Raw genomic sequence first — 13638 nt, 5'->3', positions numbered from 1 at the left:
CCATCCGTCCAGAAAGAAAAAAGACTGACACTAGTTATGTTGTGACAGTTCGAGACAAATCTCTTTATAATTACACGTCTCACAGCGCCGCTCCTGCTCCGTCTGCGGAAACTCGCTCAGCTCGACCGGTTCATTGGAAATCATATCGAGCTGGTAGCGGCGCATGTAATGAATGCTTTGCTTCATCTTCTGGAGCATCAGGTCAATGTCTGCTTCACTCAGCTGATACGTTTTCTGCACGCCGGTCAGCACATATTCATTGCGAATTTCGATTTCATCCACGCCGGCTCCATGTTTTTGCATGATGTAATACGCATAGAGTGCGAGCTGACTCCGGTCATCATCTGCTTCCTTGCCGGTTTTCCAGTCGACAATGATCCATTTTCCTGTTTCTAAATCGCGGTAAAGCAAATCCATCACGACAAAAATTTTCACACCGTCCACGGTCATAAACCGGAATTCCTCGGCCTGCTCAAAGTGCATCGTCTGCGGGCGCTCGGTGATATCGCGGTACGAGCGGCTGGCAAGCAAATGCTGAAAAACGACTGGCAGGCGCCGCCGGTATTCCTCCGCTTCCATCCGGTTTAATTCTCCGGTGTAATACATATCATATAACATGTGAAAACGAGCCGGCTTCTGCAGCCACTGTTGCTTTCGGTCGCGCGAATGAAGATACGCCTCGTTCATCATACTGCGCGCTTCTTCGATCAGTTCGGATTCCGTCACTTGATGGCCATGAGCCAAAAACATCCGCACCGCTCTTTCCGCCAGCTCATGCACAATCTGCCCAAAGGCAATCGGCACGTTTTTCAGCTTTTTCAGCCGGTATACATGCTTCACGGATTCGTCTGCTTCATACAGCCACCCGTTGTGGCCGGCGTAATAATCGTATCCATACTTTCTTGCGCACGTCATAAGCGTTTTATGGCGCGAAAATGACCAGGAAAACTCAGGAAATGGCTTTACTTCAAACATGATTCCGTCTCCGCATTTCTAAAAACACTTTAATCATCCCGTACGTGACATCTTCCGGCACAAGCTCCTTGATCGGCTTTAGCTGCTCTGCACCGGCTTCCTCCACCGCTTTTTCAATTTTTTCACGGTGGGCGGGCGGCACGAGCAGGTCCAGGTTCACATCAAGCCCTTCTTCCATACACTGAAGCAAGTGGTTTTCCACCGTGCCGACGGTCAGCTCCCGTTCTGCTGCAATCGCAGCCGGCGCCAGCCCTTTTTGATGCAGCTCCAGCGTGTCCAAGTAGGAATGAACAGATTTTTTCTTCGGCTCTTTTTTCACTTCACTAAACGCACGAATTTCTTCTAAAAAGGCCGCACCATACTTTTGCAGCTTGCTTTCACCGACACCGCTGACCTGGAGGAAGCTTTGTTCATCCATCGGCAGCCTGTCGCACATATCCTGGAGCGTTTTATCGGAAAAAATAACAAACGGCGGCACGCCTGCATCTTCGGCAAGCTCTTTCCGAAGAGCCCGGAGTGCATCAAACAGCGGATCGTCCGTGGCAATTTTCTTGGTCCGGACGGCTACTTTGCGCATCACCATTTCCTTGCCAAGCAGCACGTCTCGGCCCTGTTCGGTCACAAAAATGGTCGGAAACTGTGACGGCTCCACACCGATCAGCTCCTGTGAAATTAAAAACTCAATAAAATTGCTGACATCCTTCACGCTCTGCTTTTTTAAAATGCCGTACGTCGACAGATCGTCAAAGCCGAACTCCAGCAGCTTTTTATTTTTCGACCCGGTCAGCACCTGTGCCGTCATCGCCTTTCCAAACCGCTGTCCCATTCGGATCACACAGGAAAGCACCATTTGCGCTTCTTTGGTTATGTCTACACTGTCCCGCGAATCAGTACAGTTGCCGCAGCGGCCGCACGGCTTCGGATACGGCTCGCCAAAGTACGCCACAATAAACTGCTGCAAGCACCGTTCTGTGTGGCAGTAGTCTACCATGCCTTGAAGCTTTTCGAGCTCCTGCGGAATCCGGTCTCGCTCGAGTGCCTGGTCAATTAAAAAGCGCTGCGTCTGCACATCCTGCGATGAATACAAAACGATGCATTCACTGTCGAGCCCATCCCGCCCGGCGCGCCCCGCTTCCTGATAGTAGCTTTCCATGTTTTTCGGCAGCTGATAGTGAATCACGTAGCGAATATTGGATTTATCAATGCCCATTCCAAAGGCGTTCGTCGCGACCATCACCGTTGCTTCATCAGCTAAAAACCGGTCCTGCTCCTTGATGCGGTCCACGTCACTCATGCCGCCATGATAGCGTGCTGCTGATATGCCGCTTCTTTGAAGGCGCTCATACAGCTGGTCCACCGTTTTCCGCGTCGCCGCATAAATAATGCCGGATTCTTTTGCGTTTTTCGTTAAATAGTCTTTTAAAAAACCATTCCGGTCCTGTCCTTGAATCACAGAAAACGATAAGTTTTTCCGCTCAAAGCCGGTAATGACGGTTTTTTCTTCTTCTATTGAAAGCAGGCGGCAAATGTCTTCCCGCACGTTTGGTGTCGCGGTTGCCGTCAGTGCCAGCACGGTCGGATCCCCTGCAAAAAGCTCAGTCATACGCTGAATGTGACGGTAGCTTGGCCGGAAATCGTGCCCCCACTGGGAAATACAGTGCGCCTCGTCGACCGCAATGAGCGGAACCGTCAGCTGCTTCAGCCGTTCAACGAATGAATACGATTCAAGCCGTTCCGGTGCAATATACAATAGCTTGTATTCACCTCTTCGCGCCGCCTGCATCGTTTCGGACAGTTCGGCACTGCTGAGCGAGCTGTTTATGTAAGCAGCGGGAATACCTGCCGCCAGCAAACCGTCCACCTGATCCTTCATCAAGGAAATAAGCGGTGACACGACAATCGTCGTTCCTTCAAGCACAAGCGCTGGAATTTGATAGCAGATCGATTTTCCGCCTCCTGTCGGCATGACACATATTGTATTTTCGCCGCTGAGCACTTGTGAAATCGCCTGTTCCTGGCCGGTCCGGAATGAATCATAACCGAAGTGCGACTGCAAAAAGCCGCGCGCCTGATCCAGCATGCAAACACCTCTTCGCTTTTTTCTTTTATTTTAACATAAATCGTTTGCCTGTAGATTCTGAATCTTCGTGGATTCACCTTGATCGGCTTACCCCTAAAAAAGAAAGAATAAACAAAAAATCATTGTCACTTAAAGACAATAAAACGCTTACATTTTTAGTTTCGGGGAACATTGTATATAAACGGAAACGGGCGTACAGTGAACGTATAATCAATCCATCAAGGAGGCGCTTTGTATGGAAGCGGTGACGAGGGATTTTTTCTTATATTTGTCGAAAAACAAAAGGCTCAATCAGCTGGCGAAGGGCAGAGGCAGTCATTTAGCGGCAGGAAAAATCATCGGCGGGATCGATTTTGAAAGCTCGATTGCGTGTATCAGGGCATTAAACGCACATGGCTTATCCGTTACTGTGGATCATCTTGGCGAATTCGTTGATTCAAAAGAGGTCGCAGCTGAACGAACAGAGGAATGCATCGGTACGATTCAGCGGATTCACCGAGAAAAGCTTGATTCACATGTTTCCTTGAAATTGACGTCGCTCGGTCTTGATATTGACCGGGATCTCGTCCGGCAGAACATGACGCGCATTCTTCAAACAGCAGACAATTTAGGCATTATGGTCACGATTGATATGGAGGATGCGTCGCGCTGCGGCGCAACACTTGAGCTGTTCAAGGAATTCAAGCAGCAGTATGAGCATGTGAGCACAGTGCTGCAGGCGTATTTATACCGGACCGAAGCGGATCTGGCGGATTTAATGCCCCTGAAGCCGTTTTTACGGCTCGTCAAAGGCGCCTACAAGGAAGGTCCGGAGCACGCGTTTCCGAACAAAGCAGATGTCGATACAAATTACATGAAGCTGATTGAACAAAGCCTACTAGCCGGCCACTACACAGGCATTGCGACACATGATGCCAACATCGTTGAATTCACAAAGGCATTTCAGCGCAAGCACCGAATTCCGATGAACGAGTTTGAATTTCAAATGCTGTACGGCATGAGAACCCAGCTGCAGCAGGAGCTGATCGCGCAGGGCTACCGCGTCCGCGTGTATGTCCCATACGGCATGGACTGGTACGGCTATTTTATGAGACGGCTGGCAGAGCGTCCGGCGAACATTTCATTTGCGCTTAAAGGCATTGTCCAAAAATAACGAGGAGGCATTATGATGATTCCATACAAACATGAACCGTTTACCGATTTTTCAAAAGAAGCGAATGCGTCAGCCTACAAAGAAGCGATTAAAAATGTAACGGACAGTCTCGGCAAGCATTACCCTCTCGTTATTGGCGGGAAACACATTATTACCGAGGATAAAATAGTTTCCTTCAATCCGGCAAATAGGAGTGAAGTCATCGGCTCTGTTTCCAAAGCGGATCAAGCGCTGGCCGAAAAAGCGATGCAGGCAGCCGCCCATGCGTTCCAAACGTGGAAAAAGGTATCACCGGAGATCCGGGCAGATGTGCTGTTTAAAGCCGCCGCCATCGTGCGCCGGCGCCGGCACGAATTTTCCGCCCTGCTGACGAAAGAAGCGGGCAAGCCGTGGCGGGAAGCGGATATTGATACAGCGGAAGCAATCGATTTTATGGAATATTACGCGCGGCAAATGCTCGAGCTGAAAAACGGCGCCCCGGTGCTGAGCCGTCCGGGTGAATTCAACCGGTACAGCTACATTCCCCTCGGCGTCGGCATTGTCATCTCGCCGTGGAACTTCCCGTTTGCGATTATGGCCGGCACAACCGTTGCGTCCATCGTGACCGGCAATACAGTGTTGTTAAAGCCTGCCTCCACTACGCCGATCGTCGCCGCCCGTTTTATCGAAGTGTTAGAGGAAGCCGGGCTGCCGCCGGGCGTCGTGAACTTTATCCCCGGCAGCGGTGCCGAGGTTGGCGACTATTTAGTGGATCATCCGCAAACCCGCTTTATTACGTTTACCGGCTCGCGTGACGTCGGTCTGCGCATTTTCGAACGGTCCTCAAAAGTGCAAAACGGCCAGAAATGGATGAAGCGCCTCATTGCCGAAATGGGCGGCAAAGACACCATTGTTGTGGACAAGGAAGCAGATCTTGATCTGGCTGCCCAGTCAATCGTGCAGTCGGCCTTTGGCTTTGCCGGTCAAAAGTGCTCTGCCTGCTCCCGCGCAGTGATCGTCGAGGACGTGTACGACGAAGTGCTTGAAAAGGCAATTGCGCTGACGAAGGAGCTGACGGTTGGCGATCCGGTAGACAATCATTTTGTCGGCCCGGTAATCGATCAATCGGCATATGACAAAATAATGAGCTATGTTAAAATAGGGGAAGAAGAAGGGCGTATTGCCGCAGGCGGAACCGGAGACGATCAAACCGGCTACTTTATCCAGCCGACGATTGTCGCAGATGCTGCTCCGGATGCGCGCATCATGCAGGAAGAAATTTTCGGCCCTGTCGTCGCATTTGCCAGAGCAAAGGATTTTGATGAAGCGATTCAGATTGCCAACAACACGGATTACGGCTTGACAGGAGCTGTTATTACAACGAACCGCTTCCATATGGAAAAAGCGCGCGAGGAATTCCATGTCGGCAATTTATACTTTAACCGCGGCTGCACCGGCGCGATTGTCGGCTACCAGCCATTTGGCGGTTTTAATATGTCCGGCACCGACTCCAAAGCGGGCGGACCGGATTACCTGCAGCTTCACATGCAGGCAAAAACAACTTCAGAAATGCTGTAACACAAAGCTGCCTCTTACACTGACCGACCACTGTAAGAGGCAGCTTTTGTTCAGGACATGATGCCGCTTCATGTACGCCTGCTCCTTGCTTCCTTCTTCTGAAACCAATTGAAAAGAGGAATTTTTATGTCATTAGCCATCTCTGTTGCCGCTTATATGGTCCTGATGCTGCTTATCGGCTACTTCGCGTTTAAACGCACGTCTAATTTATCCGACTATATGCTCGGCGGCCGAACACTCGGTCCAGCTGTTACGGCACTTTCTGCAGGCGCCTCTGATATGAGCGGCTGGCTGCTGCTCGGTTTGCCCGGCGCCATGTTCGCAAGCGGCATCAGCTCGGCATGGATTGTGATCGGGCTGACACTCGGTGCATGGGCCAACTGGCTATACGTGGCACCACGCCTTCGCACGTATACGGAAATTGCGGAGGATTCTATTACGATCCCGGGCTTTTTGGAAAACCGGTTTTATGACCGCTCCAAGGTGCTCCGTCTCGTGTCCGGACTTGTTATTATTATCTTTTTTACGTTTTATGTTTCATCCGGCATGGTATCCGGCGGAGTTCTCTTCGAAAGTACATTTGGCCTTGAGTATCATACCGGTCTTTGGATTGTTACCGGAGTTGTCGTCGCCTATACGCTATTCGGCGGCTTTTTAGCTGTCAGCTGGACAGACTTTGTACAGGGCATCATTATGGTCGTTGCGCTTATTCTCGTGCCGATTGTCGCCTTAATGAACGTTGGTGGCATCGGGCCTTCCATTGAAACCGTTCGCTCGATTAATGACAGCTACTTGAATATTTTCACCGGCACGAGCTTGCTCGGCATTGTGTCTCTGTTTGCCTGGGGGCTCGGCTACTTTGGCCAGCCGCACATTATCGTCCGCTTTATGGCGATCAGCTCGATTAAAGAAATCAAAAAAGCCCGCCGTATCGGCATGAGCTGGATGATCTTCTCAAGTATTGGGGCGATGGTGACCGGCTTTGTCGGCCTGGCTTATTTCACGGACAATAATCTCGAGCTGGCAGATCCGGAAACCATTTTCATTGAGCTTGGCACCATCCTGTTTCATCCGATCATTACCGGCTTTTTGATTTCCGCCATTTTAGCGGCCGTCATGAGCACCATTTCCTCTCAACTGCTTGTCACATCCAGCTCGCTGACGGAGGATTTATACAAAACCTTTTTCCGGCGGAATGCGACCGACCGCGAGCTTGTTTTTCTCGGACGGCTCGCTGTGCTGCTCGTCTCGATTATCGCGCTTCTTCTGTCATGGGAACAAAACGACACGATTTTAAATTTAGTCGGCTACGCCTGGGCCGGCTTTGGCTCCGCATTTGGTCCCGTCGTTCTTCTTAGTTTATACTGGAAGCGAATGACACGATGGGGCGCCCTGGCCGGGATGGTTGCCGGTGCCCTCACCGTCATGATCTGGGCAAACACACCGCTTTCCAACACGGTGTACGAAATGATTCCGGGCTTTGCGGCGAGCCTGGCAGCGGTGATCATCGTCAGCTCTCTCACAACGCCCGCAGCCGAAACAATGCGGCGGTTCGAAGAGTTTGAGCGTGTCTTAAACGAAACGAAATAAGGGGGATTTTCTTTATGGATGGAAGCCGGCCACTTGAAAAAATTCTTTCATTGAATGAAATAAACGAAATAACGGATGCAATCAGCCGTGTGCTGAAAAAACCGGTTGTGGTTGAAAATGAGCAATTTTCTTTGCTCGCTTACAGCTCGTATTACATCGAACAATTTGATGAAGCCAACCAGCAGACGATTTTTTCAAAAAGCTGGACGACCTCTATTTTGAAAAAATTCATGGATGAAGGCATAATGGACCAGCTGAAATCGGTAGAGAAACCCTTTCGCGTAAAAGAAATGAAAGACATTGGCTTAAACAAGCGCGTGGTCGTCAGCGCAAAATATGGCGGCACTGTTTTCGGCTATATTTGGATACAGGAAACCGATCCTCCTTTAACCGAACGAGAGCTCAGCTTTTTAAACGAGCTTTCCGTTCACATCGGCAAGGTGCTGCACACGAAAAATCAGCTGGCGCACAGAAGCGGCGAAAAGAAACAGGATTTTTTCAAAAAGCTGATTCACCATTCGTACCGGACCGACAGTGAAGTGAAATGGGAAGCAGCGCAGTTGAACATTGCGCTGCCTTCTTCGTTTATCGTAGCCGTCTTTATGCTCGATGCAGCCGAAGAAGAATGGTTCGATCCCCTCCACGAAACCGTTGGGCTTTTCGCCAATACACTGGATCAGCCCGCCATTATTTTAACGGACCCACTGCAGATTACCGTGATACTCGGCGGAGTTGAAGATGAGCTGCCGGCCAGTGCACGAGTGCTGGTGCGCACCGTTAAAAGCCAGTTTCAGGATCTTCGTTTGTCCGCAGGTATTGGCAGCAGCTACTCCTCGATGCCGATGCTTCGCAAAAGCTATTTAGAAGCGATGGAGGTATGCCGGACCGCGCAATTTTTGAATGGGCATGACAAAATGCCGATCGAATACAGCCGCCTCGGCCTGCTGCGCTATATGGAGACGATTGCTCATTATCACCTGGAGACCCATTATGTGAATGAAGATTTATTGAAGCTGCACCAGAAAGACGCAGACGGCCATTCCGAGCTGGTCCGGACGCTTGATCTTTTTTTGCAAAACAACTGCCGGATCAAGCCGACAGCGGAAGCGTTATTTATTCATACAAATACATTGAAATACCGGCTGAAGCAGATGGGTGAGCTGACGTCGATCAACTTTGACGACTTCCATACGCGCTGCCAGCTGTACATCGACCTGCAGCTTATGAAACGGGAGCGGCCATAATGCTATACTAGGGTCGAAGGAGGAGATTACATGATTCATGTGTTATTTGTCTGCCTCGGCAACATTTGCCGCTCGCCGATGGCAGAGGCGATGTTCCGCGATCTGATCCAGAAAGAAAATTTGGACGGCCAGGTGACCGTTGACTCGGCCGCCACAAGCTCATGGCATATCGGCTCGCCGCCGCACAAAGGTACACTGGCGAAGCTGAAGGAATACAGCATCTCGTCAGAAGGCATGGCCGGACGCCAGCTCGATGCTGCGGATTTCGAAAAGTTCGACTATATCATTGGCATGGATGAAAGCAACATCTCGAACATCCGCGAGATGCTCGGCCAGCCGGACCACCCGAAAATCATCCGTTTTCTCGATTTAACGGACCATCAAAAAGACGTGCCGGACCCGTATTACACCGGTGATTTCCAGGAAACGTACGACCTCGTCAAAGATGGCTGCGATGCTCTTTTAGCCAAGATTCGGTCGGAACACTTTTAAGCTTCCTCCCTCTGTTTTGGCGCATTTCCCGGATTTACGGCGCATTTCCCCGGATTAACGCGCAATTACACCTCTTTTGCGCCGTACCAGGAGGAATTGCGCCGTATTTCGCATAATTGTGCCATAGTAAGGATGATTGCGCCAAAAACGTGAAAAAGACCTGCCAGCAGCCAGCTGGACAGGTCTTTTCTGTTTATACACGGAAGCGGTCAACGGCTTGCTGCAGCTCGCCGGCAATCCGGTTCATGTTTTCGGTTGCTTCAGCGACACGCTGCAGCTCGTTTTGCTGCTCGGCGGCGGATGCACTGACCTGCTCAGCCGACGCGGCGGTTTCTTCTGAAATGGCCGACACGCTTTGAATCGACAGAAGCGCCTGCTCTTTTTGGCCGACCATTTCGCCCAATTTCTCTGTCAGCTCCTGCACCGTTTCGGTAATGCGCCCGGCGATCTCCGCCTGCATTTCAAAGGCAGACTGCGTATCGGAAACCGACTCGTTCTGCCCTTCCATAAGCGAGAGATTTTCCTCTACCACGACGGACGTTTGAGTCGATGCCTGCAAAATATCTCGCACCGTTTTTTGAATAACCTCTGTTTCGCGGCGTGACTGCTCGGCCAGCTTCCGCACTTCTTCTGCGACGACCGCAAAGCCTTTGCCGTGCTCACCGGCCCGCGCAGCTTCAATTGATGCGTTTAACGCCAGTAAATTCGTTTGAGCCGTGATGCCGTGAATCGACTCAATGACCGCCTCGATTTCGCCAATCTTTTTAGCCAGTCCCTGCATTTGATCCTTTACCCGGCTGTTCATTTCATTCGCCGCTGTGTTTCGTTCACGAAGCTGCTCCACCTGCACCATGCCACCCTGGGCCCGTTCACCCGCCTGCTGGGACAATTCGTTCATTTGCTCAGACAGCTCGGACAACGCATCGATCCGGTCGGACAAGTGCGCCATCTGGTTACCCGTATCTTCTGTATCCTCTGACTGCTTGGAAGCCCCCTGCGCAATTTCGTCAACCGCTACAGACACCTCATTGCTCGATGCCACTACCTCTTCAAAAATCTGGTGGACGTGATTCGAGGACTCGTTTAAATGACCCGTTGAGGAACGAACCGTCCGAACGGTGTCGCTCACCCGGTCGAGCATGTTGTTAAACGCAAAAGCCACCGCGCCAATTTCATCGTGACGAAGTCTTTTTTCATCGATCTTTTCCGTTAAATCACCCGTTGCCGCCGTTTCGATTGACGACCGTAAAAGGGCAAGCGGCTTCAGCTGACGGTGAATAAATAAAACCGTCGCAAGTGTCATAATCAAAATCATGACAATCGCTGCAATAATCGTAAACAGCAGTGTCTGATTAAACGTTTCTAAAATACTCGATTTCGGAATGACGGTTTGCACGGACCATGTTTCGTCGATGCCTTCCACCAGCACAGGCGCGAACACATTAAAGGAGCTTTCGCCAAGCAGCTGGGAGTCCGCATACAGTGTCCATTCCTGTCCCTTGTCGATTTCCGGCTTAATCGAACCCCAGTCACGCGAGTCCGCGATATTGTTGCCGATCTGCTTAGGATCGATGCTATCGGCTACGATAATCCCTTCCTCGGTGATGATGCGGTCAAAGCCATCTGCCGGCGCGCTTTCTGCGGCAAGCTCCGCCATGAAGTCGATGGAAAAGTCAGCCGTCAATACGCCGATAAACGCACCGCTGTCGTCCAAAAGCGGCACAGCCAGCGTCGACATGAGCACGGTCTGCCCGCCTGATTCATATTCATACGGCTCGGTTAAAATCGGCCGCAGCTCCGTTTTCGGAATCTGGTACCAGTCGCCGCCTTCTTCTTCATACCCGGTCAACGTCTCTGTTGCCAGGCCGCTTTCGTTTTTGTACACATACGGCACAAAACGCTGATCTTCATCCAGCAGCGCCCGGTCTGTCGCTTCTCCAATGACCGCTTCCCCGCTTTCCAAAACAGCAGCTACACCGAATAAATGCTCATTTTCAGTTAAATTCCCTTGAATAAGCCGCAGCGTATCTTCCGCTGTCAGCCGGTCGGCCACATGAAGAGATTCCAGCGCCGTTTTTGTCGTCCGAAGCATTTCCGCTGTTTCGTCCACCCGGTCACTTATTTTGGAAGCGGACAGCTGGGCAGCTCGAACCGCGTAGCCCTCGGAATCTTCCAGGCTTTTGTTGTACAGCATCACATTCGTGATCACCGCGTAAATCGCAAATAGCAGCAAAAACAGCCCGATAATAAGAGCCGACAGCCGCCATGCAATGCTTTTCGTTTTTTTCATCTTCATCACTCCAATCCGTTATTCCCTGTACCGTATATATCGACGTAATTCGACAAACTTCAAGAGAACAAGCGCACTTCTTTTACCCTCTCCAGTCAAAAAAACGTTTTGTCAAATCAACATTCTTTCTGTATGATAAAACTTATGTGAAAATTTACACAACAGTGATAATGGAGGAATGTCGGATGAAGAAATGGACATCAAAAGGAGCAGCGGCGATCGGCTTAACCGCTCTTTTAGCGTTAACCTCTGCCTGCGGCCAGGAAGAAGAAAGCGGAAGCGGCGGCACCGAAAAGAAAACACTCATCGTTGGAACCGATGCAGCGTACGCTCCGTTCACCTATTTAGATAAAGGCGAGATCGTCGGGTTTGATATTGACGTGGTGGACGCTGTCATGGAAGAAGCAGGCTACGATTATGAAATGAAAAATATGGGCTGGGACGGTCTTTTTGAAAGCACACGCCAGGCGCAGCTGGACCTCGCTGTTTGTGCGATTACGATCAGCGATGACCGGAAGCAGACATTTGATTTCTCGTCTCCTTATTACCAGTCGACGCATATGATCATGACGAGAGAAGACACAACCGTTGACAGCGCGGCTGATTTAAAAGGCATGACCGTTGGTGTACTGAACGCATCGACCGGCCAGATTGCCGCTGAAAAAGTCATGGGGCAAAACAGTGCGGATCTGAAAAAATATGAAAGTGACGCCGTTTCCATTATGTCTCTTCAAAATGGAGCCGTCGAAGCGGTCGTGGCAGATAACACGGTCATCAATGAATATTTGAAAAACAACCCGGATCAAACCTACAATACGCTCGTTGATTCAGACACATTTGATTCCGAATTTTACGGCCTGATGTTCCCGAAAGACAGTGAAGTGGCAGAAGAACTGGATGCTGCTTTGAAAACGATCATTGAAAACGGCACATATGCGGAGATTTATGAAAAATGGATCGGCCCGGAGCCGGATACAGCGGTTCTTCAAGCGGCAGCGGCTGAGCTGGAGGGCAACTGATGCCAAATCCGATTCAAACGATTTTATCCACTTTTCCCGTCATCGTACTGGACGGAGCCATGGCAACCGAGCTTGAACGCCATGGCTGCCAGCTGAACGACAGCCTTTGGTCGGCCCGTATTTTAATGGAAACACCCGAGGCAATCAAGCAGGTGCACACCGATTACTTTCAAGCAGGCGCAGACTGTGCGATTACAGCCAGCTACCAGGCGACGATTGACGGTTTTGCGAAGCATGGATTGAGTGCAGAGCAGACCATTGACATTATTCAAGCGTCTGTCCAAATTGCCGCTGAAGCGCGGGATGAATTCTGGCAGGCCGTTGAAGACAAAACAAACCGGCCTAAGCCGCTCGTCGCCGCTTCCGTCGGTCCGTACGGCGCATTTCTCGCAGACGGCTCCGAATACCGGGGCGACTACACACTAACAGAAGCAGAATTGATCGACTTTCACCGGCCGCGTGTGAAAGCACTCATTGAAGCAGGCGCTGACCTTTTGGCGTGTGAAACCATTCCAAATGCCGTCGAAGCGCAGGCACTCGCTCGTCTTTTAAAGGAAGAATTCCCGCACGCATACGCGTGGATCAGCTTCAGCGCAAAAGACGGCCAGCACATTAGCAGCGGCGAACGAATCGCCGACTGCGCGAAAACATTGAACGCCTTTGAGCAAATTGCTGCGATTGGCGTCAACTGCACAGCGCCAGAATACATTCCTGAATTGATTCAAGAACTCAAGCGCGAAACCGACAAGCCTATTGTCGTGTATCCGAATCTCGGTGAAGTGTACGATGCCGAAACGAAAACATGGTCCGGTGCACCGGACCTGGCCGCCTACAGCGAGCATACCCGCCACTGGTTTGAATGCGGCGCCCAGCTCATCGGCGGGTGCTGCCGCACGAAGCCGTCGGATATTCAGACGATTGCCGAATGGGCTAGAGCCTAATGAAAAACGACCGGGAATTAACATTTCCCCCGGTCGTTTTTTCTAGTGTTGAAAACAAACGTGTCAAAGGAATACAGGTGTTTTTAAGACATTTTCCTTTTCTTAAGCAAAATAAAGGTTACTATCATTTTTAGAAAAGAAGATTCAGGGCCTCCGGGCTGCCGATAGTGGTTCTAGAGGAGCAGCGACTCTAGAAGAATTCTAGTGCAGATAGTAGCAGAAGTGACCGGTAACCGTCATTATCTGAACGATAAAAAGCCTTTTCCGGTCAGATCGGCATGTTTATCAGCCACTTCT

At 50.6% G+C, this 13638-nt stretch carries 10 protein-coding genes; 7 read left to right on the top strand and 3 right to left on the bottom strand.

Annotated elements, in window-relative coordinates; genetic code table 11:
- Positions 1–30: 30 nt before the first annotated feature.
- Together BW952_RS06020 and recQ are read right to left on the bottom strand one after the other, a co-directional pair.
- Positions 31–975 (bottom strand): RecB family exonuclease, encoded by a 945-nt coding sequence (locus tag BW952_RS06020; RefSeq protein WP_052698375.1) that lies wholly within the window; start codon positions 973–975, stop codon positions 31–33.
- Positions 968–3055 carry a DNA helicase RecQ gene (gene recQ / locus BW952_RS06015; RefSeq protein ID WP_045849702.1) on the bottom strand — a complete coding sequence of 696 codons (2088 nt, stop codon included), beginning with the start codon at positions 3053–3055 and terminating at the stop codon, positions 968–970. The genes BW952_RS06020 and recQ overlap by 8 nt, the downstream gene beginning before the upstream one ends.
- Before the next feature lie 235 nt (positions 3056–3290).
- Here recQ and BW952_RS06010 point away from each other — a divergent pair, with 235 nt between their 5' ends.
- From BW952_RS06010 to BW952_RS05990, 5 genes are all read left to right on the top strand, one after another.
- Entirely contained in the window at positions 3291–4208 is a 918-nt protein-coding gene (locus BW952_RS06010; protein WP_045849701.1) for a proline dehydrogenase family protein, read from the top strand.
- Between the two features lie 12 nt (positions 4209–4220).
- A complete protein-coding gene (pruA, locus tag BW952_RS06005) occupies positions 4221–5765 on the top strand; it encodes an L-glutamate gamma-semialdehyde dehydrogenase (RefSeq protein ID WP_045849700.1) in 1545 nt (514 codons plus the stop codon).
- Positions 5766–5891: 126 nt separating this feature from the next.
- The gene (putP, locus tag BW952_RS06000) at positions 5892–7355 is read left to right on the top strand and encodes a sodium/proline symporter PutP (RefSeq protein WP_045849699.1); all 1464 of its coding nucleotides are present in this window, start codon (positions 5892–5894) and stop codon (positions 7353–7355) included.
- Positions 7356–7369: 14 nt separating this feature from the next.
- Entirely contained in the window at positions 7370–8599 is a 1230-nt protein-coding gene (locus BW952_RS05995) for a PucR family transcriptional regulator (protein ID WP_045849698.1), read from the top strand.
- Between the two features lie 30 nt (positions 8600–8629).
- The gene (locus BW952_RS05990) at positions 8630–9091 is read left to right on the top strand and encodes a low molecular weight protein-tyrosine-phosphatase (protein ID WP_045849697.1); all 462 of its coding nucleotides are present in this window, start codon (positions 8630–8632) and stop codon (positions 9089–9091) included.
- 193 nt (positions 9092–9284) lie between these two features.
- On the opposite strand, the gene BW952_RS05985 is transcribed toward BW952_RS05990, so the two are convergent.
- Positions 9285–11381 carry a methyl-accepting chemotaxis protein gene (locus BW952_RS05985; RefSeq protein WP_045849696.1) on the bottom strand — a complete coding sequence of 699 codons (2097 nt, stop codon included), beginning with the start codon at positions 11379–11381 and terminating at the stop codon, positions 9285–9287.
- A gap of 185 nt (positions 11382–11566) precedes the next feature.
- On the opposite strand from BW952_RS05985, the gene BW952_RS05980 reads away from it, so the two are divergent.
- Positions 11567–12400, top strand: coding sequence for a basic amino acid ABC transporter substrate-binding protein (locus BW952_RS05980; RefSeq protein WP_082084553.1), 834 nt, complete (start codon positions 11567–11569; stop codon positions 12398–12400).
- Positions 12400–13341, top strand: coding sequence for a homocysteine S-methyltransferase (gene mmuM, locus BW952_RS05975; protein ID WP_045849695.1), 942 nt, complete (start codon positions 12400–12402; stop codon positions 13339–13341). The genes BW952_RS05980 and mmuM overlap by 1 nt, the downstream gene beginning before the upstream one ends.
- Positions 13342–13638 lie beyond the last annotated feature (297 nt).

It is taken from the genome of Domibacillus enclensis, from assembly GCF_900156125.1.
Lineage (GTDB): Bacteria > Bacillota > Bacilli > Bacillales > Domibacillaceae > Domibacillus > Domibacillus enclensis.
This window is presented reverse-complemented; position numbering and strand designations above follow the sequence as displayed.